The following is a 24,866-nucleotide window of genomic DNA, read 5'->3' as shown; positions in this document are numbered from 1 at the left end:
GCGCCCGGCCCCCGCGCCGCGTCTGACGGCGGGAGTATCCCCGGATACTCCCGAGAGCCCGGCCCTGAGCACGTCTGTTCCCGAGTGCGGCCCGAGTGTGACTCCAGCACGGCTGCTCCCGGGCGCGGCTGCCTCTACGCTCGATCTCCATGACCAGACTGCATCTGTTCGATCTGGACGGGACGCTGATCCACGGTTCGGCGGCGGCCATCGAGATATCGCGTCAGCTCGGCGTGGAGCGGGAGATCGGGGAGCTGGAGCGGGAGTTCGCGGCGGGCGGGCTGGCGCCCGCGCGGTTCGCCGAGCGGGCCTGCGCGCTGTGGGGCGAGCTGACGGAGGCGCAGGTGGCGGCGGCGTTCGAGGGGGCGCCGTGGCTGAGGGGGATCCGGGAGGTGTGGGCGGACATCCGGGCGCGCGGCGAGCGGTGTGCCGTGATCTCGCTCTCGCCCGGTTTCTTCGTGGAGCGGCTGCTGGACTGGGGCGCGGACGCGGCGCACGGGTCGGCCTGGCCGTCGGTGCCGTTCCGGGAGCGGCTTGATCCCACGGGCATCCTGAACCCGGCCGCGAAGGTGCGGATCGCCGATGAACTCTGCGGGAAGTTCGGGTTGACCAGGGCGGACTGCGTCGCTTACGGAGATTCGATGTCGGATGCCGAGCTGTTCGCGGTGGTGCCCTTCTCGGTCGCGGTGAACGCGGATCACCATGTGAGCGAAATCGCATCCAGTCGGTATAGCGGGAACGATCTCCGAGAGGCCTACGAATTGGCGGGTAACTGCACGTAACTTCGGGTAATTACGTGCGTTGCCGGGTGTAACGGATGAGTCATCAGTAGGGCTTGTGAATTCATCCGGGCCCGGTAGGGTCGGGTCAGTTCCGTACCGGGAAGCTGTGGGCGGGACCACAACCGGGCAACCCGCTCCAACCAGCATATCGGGAACACAGCCCCCGTTACCCGGACTTCGGGCGAAGTTCTCGGGGTGCGGAAGGAGCGTGGCATGCTGCCCGGAACAGAGTACGGAGCGGGCCGACAGGACCAATCTCACGTGAACCAGTCGACCAGAGCGGGGAATTGCGGGCACATTCCGTCAGCGGAAGTGCGAAGACCGACAGAAAGATGTTCGAGGCGAGGCAACCATGGACGCTCCGACCACCACATCGTCGGCCGGTAACGACGGCGGGGGAAACAGTGGCGACTGGGGTTGGTTCACCCCGAGCAGGAAACGCCCCGATGACCAGCCCCGTTCCCCCGAAACGGACGGCGCGGACGACGACCGGGCGGCCCCCCGCCCGGTGAGCCCGATACGCCGGGCCGGTACGGAGGCGGAGCGCCGCCCGGCGCCCCCCGCACCGGCCCCCGCGTCTCCGATGCCCCCCGCGTCCGCCGTGCCTCCCGCCGCCGCGGTGCCGCCCGCCTCCCCCGTCGCCCCCGCGTCCGCCGTGCCGCCCGAGACCGCCGCGCCGCCCGAGACCGGGCGCGAGGAGCATCAGCGGCCCGACGAGGCACCGGCCCCGCAGGGCGCGCGCCCGGCCGCCGAGTCCGTCTTCACCGCTCCCGAGACCGCCTCGCCCGACGCGATCCTGCTGCGCCGCACCATGGCCGAGATCGAGCCGGTGAGCGACAAGGTCACCTCGTACTTCTACGCGCTGCTCTTCGTCCAGCACCCCGAGCTGCGGCCGCTCTTCCCGGCCGCCATGGACGCCCAGCGCGACCGGCTGTTCAAGGCGATCCTCACCGCCGCCCGGCTCATCGACGACCCGGACATCCTCACCGACTTCCTCTCCCGGCTCGGCCGTGGGCACCGCAAGTACGGCACCCAGCCCGAGCACTATCCGGCCGTCGGCGAGTGCCTGCTCGCCGCGCTCACCCGGTACGCGACCAACACCTGGAGCGAAGAGGCCGAGGCGGCCTGGGTCCGGGCCTACACCGCGATCTCCCAGATCATGATCGACGCGGCGGCCGAGGACGAGCTGCGCGCCCCCGCCTGGTGGCAGGCCGAGGTCGTCGGGCACGAGCCGCGCACGGCCGACATCGCCGTCGTCACCGTCCGCCCGGACCAGCCGTACCCCTTCCTCGCGGGCCAGTACACCTCGCTGGAGACCCCCTGGTGGCCGCGGGTGTGGCGGCACTACTCCTTCGCCTCCGCGCCGCGCCCGGACGGGCTGCTGTCCTTCCATGTGAAGGCGGTACCCGCGGGCTGGGTCTCCTCCGCGCTGGTGCACCGCGCCCGCCCCGGCGATGTGATCCGGCTGGGGCCGCCCGCCGGTTCGATGACGGTCGACCACTCGACCGACAACGGGCTGCTCTGCCTGGGCGGCGGCACCGGTATCGCGCCGATCAAGGCGCTGGTCGAGGACGTCGCCGAGCACGGCCGCCAGCGCACGGTCGAGGTCTTCTACGGCGCCCGCAGCGACCACGATCTCTATGACATCGACACCATGCTGCGGCTCGCCCAGCGGCACCCCTGGCTCTCGGTCCGTCCGGTGGTCTCCGACGGTCCGACGAGCGGGCTCAGCGGCAGACTTCCCGACGCCGTGCGGCAGTACGGCCCGTGGAACGCGTACGACGCCTATCTCTCCGGCCCGCCCGGCATGATCCGCAGCGGCGTGGACGCGCTGATGGGCGTCGGTGTCCCGTCGCATCGCATACGGCACGACTCGATCGAAGAGCTGATGGCGGCGGCGGAGTAGGCAGAAACGCTACAGACAGACGGCGAATTCAGAACGGGGACGAGGGACTGTGGACGACGTCGGGCACGAGCGGGCGGCCACGCCGGCACCCGGCCACCGTACGGAGCGTCTGGAGGGGCCGGAGGGACTGCGGGGAGCCGAGCGCCCGGGCCGTCCGGGGAGCGACGGCGAGCACCTCCTCCAGCAGCGGCTGGGCACGGCCGACCGCGCCGACCGCTTCTACGACGAGCAGGTGCTGGACCACCTCAACGTCCGGATGCGGGAGTTCATCGCGCGCCAGGAGATGTTCTTCCTGGCCACCGCCGACCGCCACGGGGAGTGCGACAGCACGTTCCGGGCCGGGCCGCCCGGCTTTCTGCGGGTGCTCGACGGACGCACCCTCGCCTACCCCGAATACCGGGGGAACGGCGTGCTGGCCAGTCTCGGCAACATCGAGGAGAACCCGCACCTCGGCATCCTCATGGTCGACTTCTTCCGCGACCGCATCGGGCTGCACGTCAACGGCCGCGCCCGGGTGGTCGAGGACGACGCGATGCGCGCCCGCCACCCCGGTCTGCCGGTCGACCCGGTGCCCGGCCGCCGTGCGGTCGTCTGGGTCGAGGTGGCCGTCGAGGAGGCGTACATCCACTGCGCCAAGCACATCCCCCATCTGCAGAAGGTGCCCGCCCGGCGGCGCGCCCGCGCCGAGGAGGGGACGGCCACCGACCAGCCCCGCGACCCGGAGCAGGGGCAGGCCTGGGGGACGGACGACGTGAAGCGCAAGGGCGGCGACTTCTTCGGTGCCGCCGCCGAGGCGCGCGAGGGGCGCCGTACGCCCCCTGCCGCGCGTCCCGAGGAGTGGCTGCAGGAGGCGGAGCGGGTGCTCGCCGAGGCGCGTCGGCGGGCGGCCCAGAAGGGACCGCAGCCGTTCAGCGGCTGGTTCCGCTGAAGCGGAACGGCACCGATCAGTGTCGATCAAGCTAGATCGTCTCTGATCAAGATCGGTCAGCCGAGGTCGTCCGCGAGCAGGGCGAGCACGCCCTCGATATTGGCGTCGAGGTAGGCGCGCAGCGACGGCGGCACCATCCCGACGGAGGCGATCCCCTCGCGGGTGAACGGGATCCGGACCACGTCGTACTCCCCGCAGGGCTCCTCCACCTCCGGGCCGTGCCGCCTGCTGAGGTCCATCGAGGCGAGTCGGCACACGAAGAAGTGCTGCACCTTGACGCCGTCCGGGACCTCGCCTTCCGGGTACGGGACGGTGTCGACGAAGGCGGGGACCACGTCCGTCACCTTCGCGCCCAGCTCCTCGTCCACCTCGCGGTGCAGGGCCTCGACGACGGTGGTGTCCTCGGGCTCCACACCGCCGCCGGGAGTGATCCAGTAGGGCTGCTCACCGGGCTTGGTCCGCTTGATCAGGATCATCCGCGGGTCGGCGCCGCCGTCGAGCAGGATGGCGCGGGCGGTGCGTTTGACCACGGGTCGTTCGGTCATGCAGGACATCTGCCGCAGCCGTCCCCCGCTGAAACCCCCATACTCATGAGTGGATAGGGGCTCGTGAGTGGACAGGGGCTCACCAGTCCACAGCGGCGCGCAGCAGCCACTCGTGCGCCCGCGCGACGTGCGGCACCGCGAGCCCGCCCGTCCGCACCACCAGGAAGTAGGTGCGCAGCGGCGGCACCGGCGGGTTGAGCAGCGCCACCACCTCCCCGGCGTCTAGGGCGTCCATGCACAGATAGCGCGGCAGTACGCCGAGCCCCGCGCCCTCCGCGACGCACGCCAGCACCGCCCGCAGATCGGGGGCGATGACCGTGCCGGAGGTGACCGGGCGGGTGTCGAAGACGGCCGACCAGTAGCGGCTGACCAGCGGCAGGCTCTCGTGCACCTCGACCACGGGCAGCGCCTCCAGCGCGCTCGCGCCCTTGACCTGGAGCACCGCGGAGCCGCCGAGCCGGGCCGCCCAGCGCGGCGACGCGATCAGCACATGCTCCTCGTCGCACAGCGGGGTGGCGGCCAGCAGCCGGCCGCGCGGCCGGGCGGTGCTGATGGCCAGGTCGTGGTGGCCCGCCCCGAGCCCCTTGAACAGCTCCTCGGAGCTGCCGAACGCGCACCGCAGCGCGAGCCCCTGGGTGACGAGCGTGGTGAGCGCGGGCAGGGCGCGCAGCGCGGTGAACTCCGGGGGACCGGCCAGGTGCAGGGTGCGCAGCGGGGAGTCGTCGTCAAGACCGGCCTCGGTGATCTCCACGAGCGCGTCGAGGTGCGGGGCGGTCTTGTGGGCCAGCTCCTCCCCGACGGTGGTGGCGATGACCCCGCGCGCCGTACGGAGGAACAGCGGCCGCCCCAGCTGCCGCTCCAGGGTGCGGATCTGGCCGGTGACGGCGGGCTGGGAGAGGCCGAGCAGCGCGGCGGCACGGGTGAAGGACCCGGCGCGGTGCACCGTGACAAACGTGCGTAAGAGGGCCAGATCCATGCGGTTCCCCTCGCGTCGACGCACCCCCGCCGCATGCCAACTATAAATATGCCGATAGGTTCATGTCGCTACTGTGATTGGACACTGACGCTGAGTCAACTAGCCTTGTTCAAGCGGTTCTCCACGAGAAGAACCGGGGCGTCTCAAGCCACGAGGGGGGAGGCTTGAGACGCCCGTCAGGCGTACCCGCGTGCGAGCCGTACGGCGAGTTTCGGCCGCCTTCCGCCTTTTAACCGCGCGCCTCATCGAGCGCGCGCAGCACATCCGCGATCAGATCGTCCGGGTCCTCCGCGCCCACCGAGAAGCGGATGAAGCCCTCGGCGACCGCGTCGCCGCCCCAGCGGCCGCGCCGCTCGGCGGTGGAGCGCACGCCGCCGAAGCTGGTGGCGTCGTCGACCAGCCGCAGCGCGGCGAGGAACCGCTCCGCGTACTCCTTGCCGGGCAGGGTGAAGGACACCACGCAGCCGAAGCGGCCGCGCATCTGCCCGGACGCGACCGGGTGCGCCGGATCGTCCGGCAGCCCGGGGTGGCGCAGCCCGTCGACCTCGGGCCGGTCGCGCAGCGCCCCGGCGAGCGCGAGGGCGGTGCGGGCCTGCCGGTCGACGCGGAGCGGGAGGGTGGCCAGGGAGCGGTGGGCGAGCCAGGCCTCCATGGGGCCGGGGATCGCGCCGACGGTCTTGCGCCAGCCGCGCACGGCGGCGGCCAGCTCCGGATCGCGGCAGGTCACGTAGCCGAGCAGGACGTCGCCGTGGCCGGTGAGCGCCTTGGTGCCGCTCGCCACGGAGAAGTCCGCGCCCAGCTCCAGGGGGCGCTGCCCGATCGGGGTGGCGAGGGTGTTGTCGACGGCGACCAGCGCGCCGCGCGCGTGCGCGGCCTCGGCGAGCGCGCGGATGTCGCATACGTCGAGACCGGGGTTGGACGGGGTCTCCAGCCACAGCAGCCCGGTGGTGTCGTCCAGGGCCGTCAGCTGGGCGTCGCGCGCGGTCGGGGCGGTGCGTACGTGTACGCCGAAGCTCCGCAGCCGCTCGCTGAGCGCCGGGAGCAGCTGGTAGCCGTCGGACGGCAGGACGGCGGTGTCGCCCTGCCGCAGCTGGGACAGGAGGACGGCCGCGATCGCGCCCATGCCGGACGCGAAGACGACGGTCTCGGCGGCGGCGTCCGGGGACTCCAGCTCGCTGATCGCCCGCTCCAGCCGGGACCAGGTGGGGTTGGCGTCGCGGCCGTAGGCGAAGGGGCCGGAGGCGTCGCCGGGGAGGTGGTAGTGGGCGGCGAAGACCGGTCCGGGCAGCGCCGGTTCGTACGCCTCGGCCTCGGGCAGTCCGGCCCGTACGGCCCGGGTGCCGTCGCCGGTCATACGCGCTCCTCCGTAGGTGCGTCAGATGCGTCAGATGTGCCAGGTGCGCCGGACGCGCCGTCGAGGGCCTCGGCGACCGCGTCCAGCAGTCCGCCGCTCGCGGCCTCGATCATCTCCAGGACCTCCTCGAAGCCGTCCGTCCCGCCGAAGTAGGGGTCCGGCACGTCCAGATCGCTCGGTGCGTCCGGGTCGTAGGAGCGCAGCAGCCGCACCTTCGCGGCGTCCCGCGCGGTCGGCGCCAGGGCGCGCAAATCCCGCAGATGGCCGCTGTCCAGCGCGATCACCAGATCGAGTTCGGCGAACCACGCGGGCTGGAACTGCCGCGCGATGTGATCCTGCTCATAGCCGTGGTCGGCGAGCACGGCGATCGCGCGGCGGTCGGCCCCGTCGCCCTCGTGCCAGGGGCCGGTGCCCGCGCTGTCCCACGCGACGAGGCCGTCGAATCCGGCGTCCTCGGCATGGGCGCGGACGATGGATTCGGCCATCGGCGACCGGCATATGTTGCCGGTGCAGACGAAGCAGACACGATAGGGCGACGGGGCTCTCATACCTGTCATCATCCCCGGCCGCGGTCAGTCCTTGTCATCGGGAAGGACGACGTGCAGCGCCCAGGCGACTATGGAAACGATCAGGCCACCGAGGAAGGCGGCGCCGAAGCCGTCGACGTGGAAGCTGAGATCCAATTGCCCGGCCAGCCAGGAGGTCAGCAGCAGCATCAGGGCATTGATCACCAGGGTGATCAGTCCGAGGGTCAGGATGAACAGCGGGAACGCCAGCAGTTTGACGACCGGCTTCACCACCACGTTCACCAAGCCGAAGACCAGGGCGACGAGAATGAGGGTGATCGCCTTACGGCCGGTGTTCTCACCGGTCAGAGTGATGTCCTTGAGCAGCCAGATGGCGACGCCGAGGGCGCCGGCGTTGGCGAGCGTCTTGACGAGCAAATTCTTCATGGTTGAGATCGTCGCAGACAGGCCCGGGGACGGGCAGGGGCATGGCAGGCAGGGGTGGAGAGGCGAATGAAGGCGTTCCGGCTGGACGAGCTGGAGGCGGAGCGGGCCGCGAATGATGGCGCGTATCTGCAGTTCCTGCGTGAGCGGAACATGTCGGTCGGGCTCTACGCGCTGAACGCGGGCCAGACCGACCCGCAGTCGCCGCACGGCCAGGACGAGGTGTACCTGGTGATGAGCGGCCGGGCGTCGATCACGGTGGGCATGGAGACGACCCAGGTGGCGCGGGGCAGCGTGGTGTACGTACCGGCGGGCGTGGCGCACAAGTTCCACCACATCACCGAGGATCTGCGGATCATGGTGGTGTTCTCTCCTCCGGAACGCTGACGAGAACTGACCGGATCCCTCCGGTCCCCTACGGGTTCGCTCAGGGACGGACGGGGGATGGAAGCCCTCCGTCCGCTTCTGGCCCGCCCTAGCATCGAGGGCAGGGGGCCGGTGTCGTAGGACCGGCCCCGCCAGCCAGGAGAGAGCAAGGAGCAGACGTGGCCGCGAAGGACATATTCCGGGGCTTGCCGTGGTGGGTGACGTGGATCGCGGTGCCGGTTCTCGTCCTCGCCGTCTTCGGCGGGATGATCATGAGCGTGGTCGGCTTCGTCATCGGCCTGCTCTTCAAGGCGCTGGTGCTGGTGGCGCTGATCGGCGGTCTGATCTACGTCGTACGGAAGTTCACCTCGTCCTCGTCGCGCGACTGGTGACCCCGCGCGACCGGTGACCGCGCGACCGGTGACCCCGCGCGGCGGGTACGCCGCGCGAGGGATACGGCGGGGCCAAACATCGGCCCCACGGCACCTCTGTGGTTAGAGTGCGAGTCCGCGACGTTCCCCATCTCGGCGTCTGCCTCGCAACAACACCCCGGGGGTGCCTGTTGACGACAGCGAACATCGACTCGGCCGCTGCACCGGCCCTGATCGCCCGCGCACCGGGCCGGCGTCGCCCGGCCCCGTGGGTTCCACCACGGCAACACTGGCCATTTCCGTTCCCTCACATGAGGCAAAGCGACTCCGCCCCGCAATCGAGTCGCTACGCTCCAGAGTCGGCCAAGTCTGAACTACCCGGGGCGGCGAACGATGCGTGACATGCGTGACACAGTCCAGGCGGAAGTGACGATGACCTTTCTGGTCTCGCAGGAACTGTCCTTCCGGATCCCGGTCGAGCTGTCGTACGACAGCGGCGATCCCTACGCGGTCGAGATCACCTTCCACTTGCCCGGCGACGCGCCGGTGAGCTGGGCCTTCGCCCGTGAGCTGCTGCTGGACGGGCTCAGCAAACCCACCGGCGAGGGCGATGTGCGGATCGCACCGGCCTCGCCCGAAGGGCTCTCGGACGTGTTCATCAGACTGCAGGTCGGGTCCGAGAGAGCCCTGTTCCGGGCCGGGGCGGCGCCGCTGGTGGCGTTCCTGGACCGTACGGACCGGCTCGTCCCGTTCGGCGAGGAGCCCGCGGCCTGCGATCCGGTCGACGACCTCGACGCCGAACTGGACCGCATCCTGGCCGAGGACCGCTTCGCGTAGCGGTCCGGCGCCCGTGCCCAGCGCCGCTCAGCGTGCGCGCGCCCGGCGGCGCTTCCCGCGCCCCCGTCCGCCCCCGCCTGACCCGGTGGACCCGCTGGCCCCGGTGGATCCGGTGGACCCGCTCGCGCTCCCGCTGCCGCTCGCCGCCGCCGTGCCGTTCTCCGGCGCGTGCGCGTGGTCCGCGGAGACCACCAGCACGGCCAGCGCCGTGGTCACCGGCACCGAGGCGACCAGCCCGATGCTGCCCACCAGGGTGCGGACGATCTCCTCCGCGACGATCTCGCTCGTCGCCACCGTTCCCACTCCGCTGTCCGCGATCGAGAAGAGGAGCAGCAGCGGAAGCGAGGCGCCCGCGTATGCCAGCACCAGGGTGTTCACGACGGAAGCGATGTGGTCCCGCCCGATGCGCATCGCGGCCGTGTAGAGCTTCCGACGGCTCGTCGAGGGGTCCGCTTCCCGCAGCTCCCACACCGCCGAGGTCTGGGTGACCGTCACGTCGTCCAGCACGCCCAGCGAACCGATGATCACCCCTGCCAGCAGCAGACCCTTGATCTCGATGCCCGGATACAGGCCGTGCACCAGACCGGTCTGGTCGTCGGTGTTGCCGGTCAGCGACGCCCAGCCGATGAACAGCGAGCCGAGCACGCCGATCAGCAGCAGCGAGACCAGCGTGCCGAGCACGGCGACCGATGTCCGGGCGCTCAGCCCGTGGCACATATAGAGCGCGAGCAGCATGATCGCGCTGCCCCCGACGACCGCGACCACCAGCGGATTCGAGCCTTGCAATATCGCCGGGAGGATGAACAGCGTCAGCACCCCGAAGCTGATGGCCAGCGCCACCAGCGCGAAGATGCCGCGCAGTCGCCCGACGGCCACGACCACGAGCGCGAACACCCCGGCGAGCAGGGCCATGGGGAACGAGCGGTTGATGTCCGAGACCGAGTACTGGAGGTTCTTCGGCGCCTTGGGCGCGTACGAGAGCTTCAGCTCCTGCCCGGCGCTGAGCTTCCGCGAGGCGTTCGGCTGGACGATCTCGGGGAACGTACGGCCCTTGTCCTTGCCCGAGGTGACCTCGATGGTGGCCTTCTCGCAGACGCTCTCGCCGCCGCCTGCCCCGCCGCCCGCTCCGCCTCCGGTGCCGCCACCGGGCGCGCCGCCGCCGGGCGCCGGGGCGCCGCCCTGCTGACCCGGTTCGGTGGGTGCCTGCGGCTGCGCGTTGACGTCGGCGCAGTCGACCTCCGCCACCTTCACCACGCGCCCGGCGACCGTCTCCTGGTCGAAGCCGAGCCCGCTGCGGCCCTGCGTGGTGTGCTCGGGGCTGCCCGGCCACAGGGCGACCAGCCCGGCGAGGACGGCGACGGCGAACGGGATGAGCACCGCCGCGATGACCTTGCGGAGGCGTGCGGAGACGGGTGCGGCCGGGCCGTGGGAGTGGGCGTGGCTGTGGCCATGGCCGTGGGAGCCCTGGGAGTGTCCATGGGCCTGGCCGGACGGGCGGGGCTGCTCGGGCGGGTGGTCCTGCTGTGTCGCGGTCACCGTCGCATCATCGCAAGAGCGGCAGGCCCCCTGTTCAGGTATGCGGGGAAACCGTTAGCGTGGGGGCACCTTTGCAATCGCGGGAGCTCGGAGCACCGGGCTGAGAGGGCGCTGACGTCACAGCTGCGCCGACCGCTGAACCTGTTACCGGGTAATGCCGGCGTAGGGAGTGGGTCTCATGACTCAGCAGGATGCACACACGCGCGAAAACGCTGGCGATTTCGGCTGGCATAAGGGATATGTCACGGGTTCCCGCCCGGACATCCAGGTCCCGGTGCGCCGCGTGCACCTCACCAATGGCCAGGACGTGACGCTGTATGACACGTCCGGCCCGTACACCGACCCCCACATCGACACCGACGTCCGCCGTGGCCTCGCGCCGCTGCGGCAGAACTGGATCATCACCCGCGGCGACACGGAGGAGTACTCCGGCCGTCCGGCCCGGCCCGAGGACGACGGGCTCAAACACACCGCGCCCCGCGGTGGCCTGCGCAACCTCGACGCGGTCTTCCCCGGACGGCCGCGCCAGCCCCGCCGGTCCCGCGACGGCGCCCCCGTCACCCAACTCGCGTACGCCCGCCGGGGCGAGGTCACCGCGGAGATGGAGTACGTAGCGCTCCGCGAGAACGTCTCCCCCGAGGTGGTCCGCGAGGAGATCGCGGCGGGCCGGGCCGTGCTGCCCGCCAACGTCAACCACCCGGAGATCGAGCCGATGATCATCGGCAAGCGGTTCCTGGTGAAGGTCAACGCCAACATCGGCAACTCCGCCGTCACCTCGTCCATCGAGGAGGAGGTCGAGAAGATGACCTGGGCGACCCGCTGGGGCGCCGACACGGTCATGGACCTATCGACCGGCCGCAACATCCACACCACCCGCGAGTGGCTGCTGCGCAACTCCCCGGTGCCGATCGGCACCGTGCCGCTCTATCAGGCGCTGGAAAAGGTCGACGGCAAGGCCGAGGAGCTGTCCTGGGAGGTCTACAAGGACACCATCATCGAACAGGCCGAGCAGGGCGTCGACTACATGACGGTGCACGCGGGCGTACGGCTGCCGTACGTCCCCCTGACGGCCCGCCGCAAGACCGGCATCGTCTCCCGGGGCGGCTCGATCATGGCCGCCTGGTGCCTGGCCCACCATCAGGAGTCGTTCCTCTACACCCACTTCGAGGAGCTGTGCGAGATCCTCGCGGCGTACGACGTCACCTACTCGCTGGGTGACGGGCTGCGCCCCGGATCCATCGCCGACGCCAACGACGAGGCGCAGTTCGCGGAGCTGCGCACGCTCGGCGAACTCAACCGGATCGCCAAGGAGCACGGCGTCCAGACGATGATCGAGGGCCCGGGCCATGTCCCGATGCACAAGATCAAGGAGAACGTCGACCTCCAGCAGGAGATCTGCGAGGAGGCCCCCTTCTACACCCTGGGCCCCCTCACCACGGATGTCGCGCCCGCCTACGACCACATCACCTCGGGCATCGGCGCCGCGATGATCGCCTGGTGGGGCACGGCGATGCTCTGCTACGTCACCCCCAAGGAGCACCTGGGGCTGCCGGACCGCGACGACGTGAAGACCGGCGTGATCACCTACAAGATCGCCGCCCACGCCGCCGACCTGGCCAAGGGCCACCCCGACGCCCAGGCCTGGGACGACGCGCTCTCCGACGCGCGCTTCGAGTTCCGCTGGGAGGACCAGTTCAACCTGGCCCTCGACCCGGACACGGCGCGCTCGTTCCACGACGAGACGCTCCCGGCGGAGCCCGCCAAGACGGCGCACTTCTGCTCCATGTGCGGGCCCAAGTTCTGCTCCATGAAGATCAGCCACGACATCCGCCGCGAACACGGCGCCGCGATGGACGAGGCGGAAGCGGAAGCCGGAATGGCGGAGAAGTCCCGAGAGTTCGCCGCCGCGGGCAACCGCGTCTACCTCCCCCTCGCGGACTGACCCCGGCCCCCTGCGGCTCGGCCGTTGTGGGGCACAGCAGGATGCGGGGCATGGGGCTGTCGGTGATGCGGTTCCGCATCACCGACAGCTGGTCGCGGGCGGACGAGATCCTCCGGGCCACGGAATGGACCGCCCGCCACTGGCTGGACGTCGACGTGGTCGTGGCATCGTGCGGATACGGCGGATACCGCGCCTACGGAGGCGAATCCGCAGCCCACGGCAGCATCGGCTGGACCGCCCTGACCCGGGACGACGAACAGCGCACCCTGGAATGGCTCGCGGTGTGCTCCGAGTCGAACCCGTTCGCCGAGGTGGCCCTCGACGACACCTGCCTGACGGCGGTCAGCACCAGCCACGAGGTGTGGACCTTCCCACGCGACGCCCCGCAGCAGGTAGAGATCAGCCGGGTCGCCGCCACCTCGGGGCGTTAGTCCGGCTGGTTTTCCGGGCCGCCGTATTCGGGGCTTGTGTAGTCCGGGCTGGTGTAGCGGGGGCGGGCTCGGGGGCCGTCGTCGTCGGTGCTGAAGCCCGGGCGGCTGTAGCCGAGGTGGGGGGTGCGGCCCGCTTCGGGGCGGCCGGGGACGTAGGCGGTCCAGGGGGCGGGGGCCGAGGGGTTGGCCAGGGCCTCGTGGAGGAAGGGCAGGACGCCCCGCTCCAGCAGGGCTTGCCGCCAGGCCTCTCTGGCCCGGTCCACCTCTTCCAGCTGCTCGGCCAGGGCCTCGCCGCGGATCGCGCTGGAGCCGTTGCGCAGGGCGGTGAGGAGGAGGCCGACGGCGGCGAGCAGGATGCCCGCGGCGGTGAGGGCGGCGAAGAACCAGCCCGCGGTGATCATCGGCTGGGCGATGGACGGCACGGGGTCCAGGACGTGCAGTACGTAGCCGACGAGCAGGAAGATGATCGCGGCGGTCCCGGCCAGCACCGGGGCCAGGACGGCGAGCATGGGGACCAGCCCCGCACCTGAGGCGTCCAGGAGGGTGTTGGTGAATTTGGCGGAGTGCGCGTCCTCGCCGTCGTCGTTCGGGGCCATGGCCATGGGCAGGGGCGGGGCGGGTTCGCGGAGGCGGGCGCGGGCGACGACGTAATCCTGGTATTCGGCGGCCGCGCACGCGGTGATGGCGGCCGAGGCGCTGAGCGCCATGGTGCGCAGCTGCTCGGCGGTGAGCCGCTGTCCTATGCCCGGGAGATCCGGTCGGCGGTCCGCGGTACGCAGCACCTCGTCGAGAACTCGCTCGAACTCCGGGCGGTCCTCGGCGAACAGGTGCGGAGCGCTTTTCATGGTGCATCCCCCGATACTCCGTAAGGCCTTGGTGTCCGGGTTTCACCGGGCAGTCGGGCGGAAACGGAGGAGAGCCTGCGACGGATAAACCGATGGTAGAGCCGATCCGGCGCGAGGTGACAGCAAGTTTCGTGATTTGCTCAGCTCCGCCAGTCCCGGCAGCCCCGTCCGGCTCTTCCGTCGCGCGTCCGCGTCACCCTCACGTGTCGAGCGGCAGTTGTACGACCAGCAGTTTTCCGGCCATGGTGATGCCGCCGTCCATCGCGACCGCGAGATTGTCCGCGTAGACGTGCGGGCCCTCGACCGCGGGCGTGCCGTCGTCCTCGCCGTCCTCCGAGCCGACTTCGCCCAGCAGATACGGGATCGGGCTGTGCCCGTGGACGATGCGCTCCCCGCCGAAGGCGCCGAGCAATTCGCGCACGGCCATCGGTCCGGCGTCCTCGTCGCGGAAGGCGAAGCGCTTGGTGAATTTGCGGAAAAGGTCCCAGCACTCGTCGGCGTCACTGCGCTGGAGCGCCTCGGTGACGCTGTCGTTGACGGCCTCGATCGAGTCGCCGTAGTCCAGATAGGCGGTGGTGTCGGAGTGGACGAGGAGATGCCCGTCCTCCTCGGCCATCGCGTCCAGCCGTGACATCCACTGGAGATGATGGTCCTCCAGCCGCTCCATGTCGGTGCGCTGGCCGCCGTTGAGCAGCCAGGCGGCCTGGAAGGAGGCGGTGCCCGCCCCGGAGTTGACGGGGGTGTCGCCGAACCGCTTGGCGCCGATGAGGAGCAGTTCGTGATTGCCCATCAGCGCCTTGCAGTAGCCGCCCGCGGCCGCGGCCTCGGCGGAGAGCTGCATCACCAGGTCGATGACGCCGATGCCGTCCGGGCCGCGGTCGGTGAAGTCGCCGAGGAACCACAGCCGGGCGTTCCCGGCCGCCCAGCTGCCCTTGTCGTCGATCAGGCCCTGGGCGGCGAGCGCCTCGCGCAGCTCGTCGTGGTACCCGTGGACGTCGCCCACGACGAACAGCGGGCCCGGGCCCTCGTCGTCGGCGAGTTCGGCCTCCGGATCGGTCACCGAGGCGAGCGCGATCGTCGGGCGGTCCTGCGGGGGCACCAGCCGGGTGTCCGCGATGGTGTGCCCCGGGCCCACGACCGGCAGCTTCTCGGTCGGTGTGTACCCGTCCGGCATCGGGGCGGGCGCGGGCGCGGGAGGCACCGCTCCGGGCGGCGTGGACGCCCCGTACGCGGGCACGTGCGGATGTGCCGCCGTGGTCCCTGCCGTGGCTTCCAGACCGGCCCCCTGAGTCATCGACCCCTCCACCATCGCGCCGCCGTGCCACCTTGTGGACCTTGCCTGGTCGACGGCGGTCCGCGGTGTCGTCCGCCCATCATAGGAATGACCGTGAGGGCTTGTGACGCACCAGGGTGCCGTCAATCGGTGCTCGGCCCTGCTTGGACGGTCTTTTATCCCGGATTGGACCGGTAGGGGAAGCCCCACGGGCTCGGGTCCTCTTCCGGTCATCCTTGAGTCTCTCTCAGATCATCCTCCAGCGCGGCTGCGCGGCGGGCTGACTGTCGTACGCGGCGGACGGCGCTGGGACGACGTCCGCACGATCAGTTCGGTAGGTATCACCTGCTCGACGGGGCGGTCGCTGTCGAGCCCCTCGATGGCGTCGATGAGCAACTGCACCACGGCGGTGCCGATCCGGCGCGGTTTGAGCGAGAGCGTCGTGACGGGCGGCTCGGTGGTCCGGTAGACCGTGGATTCGCTGCAGCACACCAGCAGCAGGTCCTCCGGGACGCGCATCCCGTAGCGGCGGGCGGCGGCGAGCAGATCCGTGCCGTTGGGGTCGAAGAGCCCGTAGACCGCGTCGGGGCGGTCCGGACGGGCGAGCAGCCGGTCGGCGGCGACGGCCCCGGCACGGGGGTCGTGGGCCGGGTACGCCTCGTACACCGGGTCCTGGCCCACCCGCTCGCACCAGTGCAGATACGCCTCGGTCGACAGCCGGGTGTACGTGTCGGTGGTGGTGCCGGTGAGCAGCCCGATACGGCGGGCACCGGCCTCGGCGAGATGGTCCAGGAGGCCGAGCACGGCCGCCTCGTGGTCGTTGTCGACCCAGGCGGTCACCGGGAGGGTGCCCGCCGGCCGGCCGTCGCTGACCACGGGCAGGCCCTGGCGGAGCAGCTCGGCGACGACCGGGTCGTGGTCGGACGGATCGATCACGATCGTGCCGTCGAGCGCGACGTTGGACCACACGTCGTGGCGGGAGGTGGCCGGGAGGATCACCAGGGCGTAGCCCCGGGCCAGCGCGGCGGAGGTCGCGGCCCGCGCCATCTCGGCGAAGTAGGCGAACTCGGTGAAGGTGAAAGGTTCATCCCCGTACGTGGTCACGGTCAGGCCGAGGAGGCCGGACTTGCCGGTACGGAGGGTACGGGCCGCGGCGGACGGGCGATAGCCCAGCCGCTCGGCGACCTCGCGGACGTGGCGGCGGGTGGCATCCGGGAGCCGTCCCTTGCCGTTGAGCGCGTCGGAGACGGTCGTGATCGAGACCCCGGCGGCGGCGGCCACATCCCGGATGCCCGCCCTGCCTAACCGGCGGCCGGCCGACCGGCTCACCTGGTGCTTCCCTGCTGCTGTCATGGCCAGCCGATAGTAGGGCCCGAGTGCCCGGTCTGCGCGATTCCGCCATCGGTATTCGGAAGGCACGTTTCTGCATGAGCGCTCAGGCCAATTCCCTTGGAAGTGAAGCCAGTTGGGGTGTCGGGGAGGGGTCTGGTCGCCTCTGGCATATCCACGCCTGGCGATTGCTCGATGTCTCGAAGAGGTCTCAACTCACCTGCACGAGTGATGCGCGCTACGGCGCTCGCCACCGGCGCGCGCGAATGAGCGGGGCGCTCCCCCTTCGCGGGTACGCGGGCGCCGCCGGCGGGTACGCGGGCGCCCCGGCGGGTGACGCGGGGCGGGGCAATCCTCATAAGGTGTGCACTATTGCCGTGTGCGAAGCCTGCGCACGGAGCCGAAGGGACGGGCCGAGGAGGACTGCCGGTGAGTGAGAAGAACCCCAAGCTGCGCGCCGCGCTGGACGGGGTTCCGACGTACAAGCCCGGTAAGCCGGCCGCCGGGAACGGACCCAGCTCCTTCAAGCTGTCCTCCAACGAGAATCCGTATCCGCCGCTGGCCGGGGTGCTGGAGACGGTGGCGAACGCCGCCGCGTCCTTCAACCGCTACCCCGACCTCGCCTGCACCGCGCTGATCGCCGAGCTGGCGAGCCGGTTCGACGTACCGCTGGAGCATCTGGCCACCGGGACGGGGTCGGTAGGGCTGGCCCAGCAGATCGTCCAGTCGACGGCCGGGCCGGGGGATGAGGTGATCTACGCCTGGCGGTCCTTCGAGGCATATCCGATCATCACTCAGATCGCGGGCGCGACCGCGGTGCGGGTCCCGCTGACCGACGCGGAGGTCCACGACCTGGACGCGATGGCGGAGGCCATCACCGACCGCACCCGGCTGATTTTCGTCTGTAACCCCAACAATCCGACCAGCACCGTGGTGCGCCGGGCGGAGCTGGAGCGGTTCCTGGACCGGGTGCCGTCCGATGTGCTGGTGGTGCTGGACGAGGCGTACATCGAGTTCATCCGGGACGACCAGGTCCCCAATGGCGTCGACCTCTACCGCGACCGGTCGAACGTCTGCGTCCTGCGCACCTTCTCCAAGGCGTACGGCCTGGCCGGGCTGCGGGTCGGCTTCGCGATCGCCCATGAGCCGGTCGCCGCGGCGCTGCGCAAGACCGCGGTCCCCTTCGGTGTGAGCCAGCTCGCCCAGGACGCCGCGGTCGCCTCGCTGCACAGCGAGGACGCGCTGCGCGAGCGGGTCGAGGCGCTGGTGGCCGAGCGGGCGCGGGTGGCCGGGGCGCTGACCGGCCAGGGCTGGACGGTGCCGGACTCGCACGCGAACTTCGTCTGGCTGCGGCTGGGGGAGCGTACGGCCGACTTCGCGGCGGCGTGCGAGGCGGCGGGCGTGGTCGTACGGCCGTTCGCGGGCGAGGGGACGCGCGTGACGATCGGCGAGCGGGAGGCGAACGACCTCTTCCTGCGGGCCGCCGAGGAGTTCCGCAAGGAGCTGTGAGCGCGGGCTGCCGCTGAGCAGCGAAGGATACCCAGACGTGTCCCATTCGCCCCCTCCCACCCCCAGGTGAGAGGGGGCGAATCCGTGTGCGTATTATTGCTTGTGAATGTGAATACGTTCACAAGCTCGCTTCGGGGAGCGGCACAGCAAGACCGTAAGGAGAGATTCACGTGGAGCTGGCTCTGGCGCCGGAGACGCTGGCGCGATGGCAGTTCGGGATCACGACCGTCTACCACTTCCTCTTCGTCCCCCTGACGATCTCTCTCGCGGCGATCACCGCCGGGCTGGAAACCGCCTGGGTCCGCACGGGCAAGGAGAAGTACTTCCACGCCACCAAGTTCTGGGGCAAGCTCTTCCTGATCAACATCGCGATGGGTGTCGTCACCGGCATCGTCCAGGAGTTCCAGTTCGGCATGAACTGGTCCGACTACTCGCGCTTCGTCGGTGATGTCTTCGGCGCCCCGCTCGCGATGGAGGCGCTGCTCGCGTTCTTCTTCGAGTCCACCTTCATCGGCCTGTGGATATTCGGCTGGGACAGGCTGCCGAAGAAGATCCACTGCGCCTGCATCTGGATCGTCTCGCTCGGCACCGTCCTGTCCTCGTACTTCATCCTCGCCGCCAACTCCTGGATGCAGCACCCGACCGGCTACGCCATCGACAAGGCCACCGGAAAGGCCCGGCTGACCGACATCTGGGCGGTGCTGACCCAGGACACCACCCTGGTCGTGGTCTTCCACACCCTCACCGCCGCCTTCCTCACCGGCGGCGCCTTCATCGTCGGCATCGCCTCCCTGCACCTGTGGCGGGCGAAGCGCAAGCAGCTGCGCGGCGAGGAGCCGGGCGAGAAGGACAAGAAGCAGATCGGGGCGATGCGGGCCAGCCTGCGGGTCGGTCTGATCGTGGCCGTCGTCGCCGGACTGGGTACGGCGATCAGCGGTGACTCGCTCGGCAAGGTGATGTTCGAGCAGCAGCCGATGAAGATGGCCTCGGCGGAGGCGCTGTGGGACACCAAGGCGCCCGCGCCCTTCTCCGTCTTCGCGGTGGGCGACGTCAGCGAGGGGCACAACAGCGTCGAGCTGGAGGTCCCCGCGGCGCTCTCCTTCCTCGCGCACAGCAACTTCACCGACGCCGTCCCCGGCATCAACGACATCGCCCAGAAGGAGGCCGCCGCCTACGGGGGCCAGCCCGAGGACTACATCCCCAGCATCTTCATGACCTTCTGGGGCTTCCGGCTGATGATCGGCTTCGGCATGACCTCGTTCGCCGCCGGTGTCATCGGGCTGTGGACGACCCGCAAGAAGCGCTGGCTCGACCCCGCCTTCCGCACCGCCGACGACGAGGTCCCCCGGCTCATGCTCACCAAGAAGCGCGAGATGAGCCCGCTGCTCACCAAGTGGTCCTGGCGGATCGGCATCCTCACCATGGGGTTCCCGCTGATCGCCAACTCCTTCGGCTGGATCTTCACCGAGATGGGCCGTCAGCCCTGGGCGGTGTACGGGCTGATGAAGACCTCCGACGCGGTCTCCCCCGGCGTCAGCCAGACCGAGGTCCTCATCTCCCTCGGCGTCTTCACGCTGCTGTACGGCGTGCTCGCCGTGATCGAGGTGCGGCTGCTGGCCAAGTACGCCAAGGCCGGGCCGGACACCGACGAGAAGCCGCCCGCCGTGGACCCGAAGCTGCGGCTGCCCTCGGGCGGGCCGGGCGGACCGGGCGGTCCCGGCGGCCCCGGCGGCCCCGGTGGCGGGTCCGCCGCGGAGGACGACGCCGACAAGCCGCTGACCTTCGCGTACTGACGCGCGTACTGACGGCCGGAGAGACTCATGCACCTTCACGACTTCTGGTTCCTGCTGATCGCCTTCCTGTGGACCGGCTACTTCTTCCTCGAAGGCTTCGACTTCGGTATCGGCGTGCTGACCAAGCTGCTCGCCCGGGACCGCACCGAGCGCCGTGTGCTGATCAACACCATCGGGCCGGTGTGGGACGGCAACGAGGTCTGGCTGATCACCGCCGCCGGTGCCACGTTCGCCGCCTTCCCCGACTGGTACGCGACCCTCTTCAGCGGCTTCTACCTGCCGCTGCTGGCCATCCTGGTCTGCCTGATCCTGCGCGGTGTCGCCTTCGAGTACCGGCACAAGCGCGGTGAGGACCGCTGGCAGCGCAACTGGGAGCACACGATCTTCTGGTGCTCGCTGATCCCCGCGTTCCTGTGGGGCGCGATCTTCGCCAACATGGTGCACGGGGTGCCGATCGGCCGGGACAAGAACTACGCGGGCGGCCTGGGCGACCTGATCACCCCGTACGCCCTGCTCGGCGGCGTCGTCACGCTCGTGCTGTTCACCTTCCACGGGGCGGTCTTCGCCGCGCTCAAGACGGCCGGGGACATCCGGGTGCGGTCGCGCCGGTACGCGGCCTGGCTGGGCCCCGTCGCGGCCGTGGCCGCGCTCGCGTTCCTGGGCTGGACGCAGGCCGACAGCGGCAACGGGCGCAGCCTGGTCGCGGTGGTCCTCGCGGTGGTGGCGCTGGCCGCGGCGCTGGTGATGAACGCGCGCGGGCGTGAGGGCTGGGCGTTCGGCCTGTCCGGGGCGGCCATCGCGGCGTCGGTCGCGATGCTCTTCCTGGCGCTCTTCCCGGACGTCATGCCGTCCTCGCTGAACCCGGAGTGGAGCCTGACGGCGGCGAACGCGGCCGCCAGCGCCTATCCGTTGAAGATCATGACGTGGGTCGGGGTCATCATGATGCCGCTGATCATGGCCTACCAGGCGTGGACGTACTGGGTCTTCCGCAAGCGCATCGGGACCCAGCACATCCCCGCCGCGCACTGACGCGACTGCTGCCTCAGGTGGTGTGTTTCACGTGAAACCAATCGATCCGCGACTGCTCCGGTACGCGCGGGCGACCCGGTTCTTCCTGGCGGCCTCCGTGGCGCTGGGGCTCGCCGGGGCCGGGCTCGTCATCGCGCAGGCCATGCTGATCGCCGAGATCGTGGTGGGCGCGTTCCAGCGGGACGAGGGCGTCGGCGCCCTGACCGCACCGCTGATCTGGCTGGCGCTGGTCGCCGGGGGCCGGGCCGCCGTCTCCTGGCTGACCGAGCTGGCCGCGCATCGGGCGAGCGCCGCGGTCAAGTCTGAGCTGCGGCTGCGGCTGCTGGACCGGGCGGTACGGCTCGGGCCGGGCTGGCTGGACTCCCAGCGCACCGGCGAACTCACCACCCTCGCCACCCGGGGCATCGACGCGCTGGACGACTACTTCGCCCGCTATCTGCCGCAGCTGGGGCTGGCGGTGGTGGTTCCGGCGGCGGTGCTCGCCCGGATCGTCACCGCCGACTGGGTCTCGGCGGTGGTCATCGTCGTCACCCTGCCGCTGATCCCGCTGTTCATGATGCTCATCGGCTGGGCGACGCAGTCGCGGATGGACCGCCAGTGGCGGCTGCTGTCCCGGCTGTCCGGCCACTTCCTCGACGTCGTCGCCGGGCTGCCGACCCTCAAGGTCTTCGGCCGCGCCAAGGCCCAGGCCGCCGCGATCCGCTCCATCACCGCCGACTACCGGCGGGCCACGCTGAAGACACTGCGGCTGGCCTTCCTGTCCTCCTTCGCCCTGGAGCTGCTGTCCACGCTGTCCGTCGCGCTGGTCGCGGTCGGCATCGGCATGCGGCTCGTCCACGGCGAACTGGACCTCTACACCGGGCTGATGGTGCTCGTCCTCGCGCCCGAGGCGTATCTGCCGCTGCGGCAGGTGGGCGCGCAGTACCACGCGGCGGCGGAGGGGCTCGCCGCGGCGGACGAGGCGTTCGCCGTGCTGGAGCGGGAACCGGCCGCCGCCGGTACGTCGCCCGCGCCCGACGCCCGGGGCGCCGCGCTCACGGTCGACGGACTGACGGTACGTCACCCCGGGCGCACCGCCCCCTCCCTGACTCCGGTCTCGTTCGAGGTCCGCCCCGGCGAGACGGTGGCGATCACCGGCGTGAGCGGCGCGGGCAAGACGACCCTGCTGAACGCCGTGCTGGGCTTCGCCGAACCGTCCGGGGGCCGGGTGCTCGTCGGCGGCCGCGATCTGGCGTCGCTCGCCCCGGAGAGCTGGCGCCGCCAGATCGCCTGGGTGCCGCAGCGGCCGTATCTGTTCGCCGGGAGCATCGCGGACAACGTACGGCTGGCGCGGCCCGACGCCGACGACACCGCCGTGCGCGAGGCCCTGCGCCAGGCCGACGCCCTCGGCTTCGTCTCCGCCCTGCCGGACGGGGCCGAGACCCGGCTCGGCGAGATGGGCGCGGGCCTGTCCGCGGGCCAGCGTCAGCGCATCGCCCTGGCCCGCGCCTTCCTGGCCGACCGCCCGGTCCTGCTGCTCGACGAGCCCACCGCGAACCTGGACGGCGCGACGGAGGCGGCGGTCGTCGACGCGGTGCGGCGCCTGGCCGAGGGCCGTACGGTCCTCCTGGTCATCCACCGCCCGGCCCTCCTCCCCCTGGCCACCCGCGTCATCCCCCTATCGGGCCCCGCAGCCCCCTCCGGCCCTGCGGCCAGCCGCGGCCACCGCGCGATCGGCGGGGGCCGGGCCGAGCCGGGCGACGCAGTGCGCGTTGCGGCGGACATGGGTGCCCCGGGGGCCGGGGCCCTGTCCGTGCGGCGCGCCGACGGCGGGGCTGCCGCAGGCGTTGGGGCGTCGGCGCAGGCTGCTGGAGACGGTGCGCTCGGGCGAGCCGGTGGCGCCGTATCGGCGGCACGGACGGCCGAGCCCGCGCGCACCGAGGCGCGGGTGGTGACGGACGACGCGCCTGCGTGTGGCGAGGCGCGCGGTGCGGCGCCGGGGGAGTCGGCGGAGGACGGTCCGGATGGCGCGGGCCGGACCGGGGCCGGTGATCCGGCGCGGCGCGCGGTAGACGGCGAGTGCGAGGCCGGGGCTGATGGGGTCGGGGGTGGCGCCGTGTCTGCCGCAGGGACGGCCGGGCCTGCCCGCGCCGAGGCGGGGCGCGTGGTGACCGGCGGTGCGGCTGCGTCGGGTGCCGGGCCCGCCGTTGCCGCCTCGCCGGAGGTGGGCTGCTCGGACGCCACTGGCGACGGGTCCGGTGACCTGGCGCGGCCTGTGGCGGAAGGTGAACGCGAGGCCGGTACCGACAGCCCGCGTGGGTGGGAACGGACCGGCGGGGGCGACGGGTCCGCCGCGAGAGCGGCCGCAGCTGCGCCTCCCGGGGCGGGCTATGCCGGGGCGGTGGGGGTGCCTGGCGTGATGGGTCGGGTTCGGGGGGCTGCTCGCGGTGGGCGGGGGCGGTTTTTGCTGGCGTTGTCGCTCGGGAGTCTCGCGCTGCTCAGTGCCGTGGGGCTCATGGCCGTCTCCGGGTGGCTGATCTCGCGGGCGTCGCAGCAGCCGCCGGTGCTGTATCTGATGGTGGCGGTCACCGCGACGCGGGCGTTCGGGATCGGGCGGGCCGTCTTCCGGTACGCCGAGCGGCTGGTCTCGCACGACGCGGTGCTCCGGGTGCTGGCCGAGCTGCGGGTCGCCGTCTACCGGCGGCTGGAGCGGCTGGCGCCCGCGGGGCTCAAGGAGACCCGGCGCGGGGATCTGCTCTCCCGGCTGGTGGCCGACGTGGACGCCGTGCAGGACTACTTCCTGCGCTGGCTGCTGCCGGTCGGCGCGGCGGTGGTCGTGAGCGCCGCCTCGGTCGGGTTCACCGCCTGGGTGCTGCCCGAGGCCGGGGCCGTGCTCGCGGTCGGGCTGCTGGTGGCCGGGGCCGGGGTGCCCGCCGTGTCGGGCGCGCTCGCCCGGCGCGCGGAGCGCCGGTTGTCGCCCGCGCGTGGCGCGCTGTCGGCGCGGGTGGTGGATCTGCTGGCCGGGACCGCCGAGCTGACGGTGGCGGGCGCGCTGCCGCGTCGGCTGGACGCGGTGCGCCGGGCCGACGGGGTGCTCACCGGGATCGCCCGGCGGGGCGCCGCCGCCACCGGCGCGGGCGCCGGGCTGTCCGACCTGGTCTGCGGCCTGACCGTGGCCGTCGCGGCATGGGCGGGGGTCGGGGCGGTGGCCGAGGGGCGGCTTCACGGGGTGTGGCTGGCCGTCGTGGTGCTGACGCCGCTGGCCGCCTTCGAGGCGGTCGCCGGGCTGCCGCTCGCGGTGCAGCACCGGCAGCGGGTGCGGCGGGCCGCGGAGCGGGTGTACGAGGTGATCGACGCGCCGCTCCCGGTACGGGACGGCGGCGCCGAGGAGCCACCCTCGTCGGCCTTTCCGCTGGTGGTGCGCGGGCTGTCGGCGCGCCACGCGGGGCAGCGCACCCGCGCGCTGGACGGGTTCGACCTGGAGCTGCGTCCGGGCCGCCGGGTCGCGGTCGTCGGCCCGTCCGGTTCCGGCAAGACCACGCTGGCCCAGGTGCTGCTGCGCTTCCTGGACGCCGAGGACGGTACGTACACCCTGGCGGGCCGGGACGCGGCGGCCGTGGACGGCGACGCGGTGCGGCGGCTGGTCGGGCTGTGCGCCCAGGACGCGCACATCTTCGACAGCTCGCTGCGGGAGAACCTGCGCCTCGCCCGCCCCGGTGCGAGCGAGGAGGAGCTGCGCACGTCGCTGGCCGCCGCCCGGCTGCTGGAGTGGGTGGACGGGCTGCCGGACGGTCTCGACACCCACGTCGGCGAGCTGGGCGCCCGCCTCTCCGGCGGCCAGCGGCAGCGGCTCGCGCTGGCCCGCGCGCTGCTGGCGGACTTCCCGGTGCTGGTGCTGGACGAACCCGCCGAGCACCTGGACCTGCCGACGGCCGACGCGCTGACCGCCGATCTGCTGACGGCGACCCGGGGCGTCACGACCGTACTGATCACCCACCGGCTCGCGGGCCTGGAGGCGGTCGACGAGGTGATCGTGCTCGACGGCGGCCGGGCCGTACAGCGCGGTACGTACGGAGAACTGGCCGTGGCGGACGGGCCGTTCCGCCGGATGCTGGAGCGGGAGGCGGCGGAGGCGGTCCCGGTACGTTCGGGCGCCACCGTCTGACCGGATCCCGGCGGGAAGAA

Annotated in this window: 21 protein-coding genes; 12 read left to right on the top strand and 9 right to left on the bottom strand. The window is 71.6% G+C overall.

The features are described 5' to 3' along the window. Positions 1–149 precede the first annotated feature (149 nt). From ACWC5C_RS30315 to ACWC5C_RS30305, 3 genes are all read left to right on the top strand, one after another. Entirely contained in the window at positions 150–782 is a 633-nt protein-coding gene (locus ACWC5C_RS30315) for an HAD family hydrolase (RefSeq protein ID WP_450880543.1), read from the top strand. Between the two features lie 352 nt (positions 783–1,134). Further along, positions 1,135–2,688 (top strand): globin domain-containing protein, encoded by a 1,554-nt coding sequence (locus ACWC5C_RS30310; RefSeq protein ID WP_450880541.1) that lies wholly within the window; start codon positions 1,135–1,137, stop codon positions 2,686–2,688. A 190-nt stretch (positions 2,689–2,878) separates the two neighbouring features. Next, on the top strand, positions 2,879–3,616 hold the full coding sequence (locus ACWC5C_RS30305; RefSeq protein WP_450880581.1) for a pyridoxamine 5'-phosphate oxidase family protein: 738 nt from the start codon (positions 2,879–2,881) through the stop codon (positions 3,614–3,616). Positions 3,617–3,672: 56 nt separating this feature from the next. Here ACWC5C_RS30305 and ACWC5C_RS30300 read toward each other — a convergent pair whose 3' ends face one another. From ACWC5C_RS30300 to ACWC5C_RS30280, 5 genes are all read right to left on the bottom strand, one after another. Then, on the bottom strand, positions 3,673–4,161 hold the full coding sequence (locus tag ACWC5C_RS30300) for an NUDIX domain-containing protein (RefSeq protein WP_385443301.1): 489 nt from the start codon (positions 4,159–4,161) through the stop codon (positions 3,673–3,675). A 79-nt stretch (positions 4,162–4,240) separates the two neighbouring features. Next, complete coding sequence (locus ACWC5C_RS30295) at positions 4,241–5,137, bottom strand: LysR family transcriptional regulator (protein WP_385443299.1); 897 nt, start codon at positions 5,135–5,137, stop codon at positions 4,241–4,243. Between the two features lie 229 nt (positions 5,138–5,366). Further along, a complete protein-coding gene (locus ACWC5C_RS30290) occupies positions 5,367–6,491 on the bottom strand; it encodes a cystathionine gamma-lyase (RefSeq protein ID WP_450880538.1) in 1,125 nt (374 codons plus the stop codon). Beyond that, positions 6,488–7,039, bottom strand: coding sequence for a low molecular weight protein-tyrosine-phosphatase (locus ACWC5C_RS30285; RefSeq protein WP_450880536.1), 552 nt, complete (start codon positions 7,037–7,039; stop codon positions 6,488–6,490). Before ACWC5C_RS30285 ends, ACWC5C_RS30290 begins: the two co-directional genes overlap by 4 nt. 24 nt (positions 7,040–7,063) lie before the next feature. Beyond that, positions 7,064–7,444 carry a phage holin family protein gene (locus ACWC5C_RS30280; protein WP_450880534.1) on the bottom strand — a complete coding sequence of 127 codons (381 nt, stop codon included), beginning with the start codon at positions 7,442–7,444 and terminating at the stop codon, positions 7,064–7,066. A 66-nt stretch (positions 7,445–7,510) separates the two neighbouring features. On the opposite strand from ACWC5C_RS30280, the gene ACWC5C_RS30275 reads away from it, so the two are divergent. From ACWC5C_RS30275 to ACWC5C_RS30265, 3 genes are all read left to right on the top strand, one after another. Then, positions 7,511–7,828 carry a cupin domain-containing protein gene (locus ACWC5C_RS30275; RefSeq protein WP_385443289.1) on the top strand — a complete coding sequence of 106 codons (318 nt, stop codon included), beginning with the start codon at positions 7,511–7,513 and terminating at the stop codon, positions 7,826–7,828. 158 nt (positions 7,829–7,986) lie between these two features. After that, on the top strand, positions 7,987–8,199 hold the full coding sequence (locus tag ACWC5C_RS30270) for a DUF5326 family protein (RefSeq protein WP_385443286.1): 213 nt from the start codon (positions 7,987–7,989) through the stop codon (positions 8,197–8,199). Positions 8,200–8,580: 381 nt separating this feature from the next. Then, entirely contained in the window at positions 8,581–9,015 is a 435-nt protein-coding gene (locus ACWC5C_RS30265) for an SsgA family sporulation/cell division regulator (protein ID WP_385443285.1), read from the top strand. A gap of 27 nt (positions 9,016–9,042) precedes the next feature. Here the strand turns inward: ACWC5C_RS30265 and ACWC5C_RS30260 are convergent, their stop codons facing one another. Next, complete coding sequence (locus ACWC5C_RS30260) at positions 9,043–10,551, bottom strand: YibE/F family protein (protein WP_450880531.1); 1,509 nt, start codon at positions 10,549–10,551, stop codon at positions 9,043–9,045. A gap of 178 nt (positions 10,552–10,729) precedes the next feature. Between ACWC5C_RS30260 and thiC the strand changes: the two genes are divergently transcribed. Both thiC and ACWC5C_RS30250 read left to right on the top strand, forming a co-directional pair. Then, positions 10,730–12,493, top strand: coding sequence for a phosphomethylpyrimidine synthase ThiC (thiC, locus tag ACWC5C_RS30255; protein ID WP_450880529.1), 1,764 nt, complete (start codon positions 10,730–10,732; stop codon positions 12,491–12,493). A gap of 50 nt (positions 12,494–12,543) precedes the next feature. Further along, positions 12,544–12,924, top strand: coding sequence for a hypothetical protein (locus tag ACWC5C_RS30250; protein ID WP_450880527.1), 381 nt, complete (start codon positions 12,544–12,546; stop codon positions 12,922–12,924). Here ACWC5C_RS30250 and ACWC5C_RS30245 read toward each other — a convergent pair. From ACWC5C_RS30245 to ACWC5C_RS30235, 3 genes are all read right to left on the bottom strand, one after another. Continuing rightward, positions 12,921–13,769 carry a hypothetical protein gene (locus ACWC5C_RS30245; protein ID WP_450880525.1) on the bottom strand — a complete coding sequence of 283 codons (849 nt, stop codon included), beginning with the start codon at positions 13,767–13,769 and terminating at the stop codon, positions 12,921–12,923. The two genes, ACWC5C_RS30250 and ACWC5C_RS30245, sit on opposite strands and share 4 nt — an antisense overlap. A gap of 199 nt (positions 13,770–13,968) precedes the next feature. After that, positions 13,969–15,063, bottom strand: coding sequence for a metallophosphoesterase (locus ACWC5C_RS30240; protein ID WP_450880523.1), 1,095 nt, complete (start codon positions 15,061–15,063; stop codon positions 13,969–13,971). A 231-nt stretch (positions 15,064–15,294) separates the two neighbouring features. After that, on the bottom strand, positions 15,295–16,395 hold the full coding sequence (locus ACWC5C_RS30235; protein WP_385443269.1) for a LacI family DNA-binding transcriptional regulator: 1,101 nt from the start codon (positions 16,393–16,395) through the stop codon (positions 15,295–15,297). A 405-nt stretch (positions 16,396–16,800) separates the two neighbouring features. Here ACWC5C_RS30235 and hisC point away from each other — a divergent pair, with 405 nt between their 5' ends. From hisC to cydD, 4 genes are all read left to right on the top strand, one after another. Continuing rightward, entirely contained in the window at positions 16,801–17,880 is a 1,080-nt protein-coding gene (hisC, locus tag ACWC5C_RS30230; protein ID WP_450880521.1) for a histidinol-phosphate transaminase, read from the top strand. Positions 17,881–18,050: 170 nt separating this feature from the next. Then, positions 18,051–19,673 (top strand): cytochrome ubiquinol oxidase subunit I, encoded by a 1,623-nt coding sequence (locus ACWC5C_RS30225; RefSeq protein WP_450880519.1) that lies wholly within the window; start codon positions 18,051–18,053, stop codon positions 19,671–19,673. A gap of 27 nt (positions 19,674–19,700) precedes the next feature. After that, a complete protein-coding gene (cydB, locus tag ACWC5C_RS30220; RefSeq protein ID WP_450880517.1) occupies positions 19,701–20,702 on the top strand; it encodes a cytochrome d ubiquinol oxidase subunit II in 1,002 nt (333 codons plus the stop codon). Positions 20,703–20,733: 31 nt separating this feature from the next. After that, positions 20,734–24,846, top strand: coding sequence for a thiol reductant ABC exporter subunit CydD (gene cydD / locus ACWC5C_RS30215; RefSeq protein ID WP_450880515.1), 4,113 nt, complete (start codon positions 20,734–20,736; stop codon positions 24,844–24,846). Positions 24,847–24,866: the final 20 nt, after the last annotated feature.

The sequence above is a fragment of the Streptomyces sp. NPDC001700 genome (genome assembly GCF_053596435.1).
This window is presented reverse-complemented; position numbering and strand designations above follow the sequence as displayed.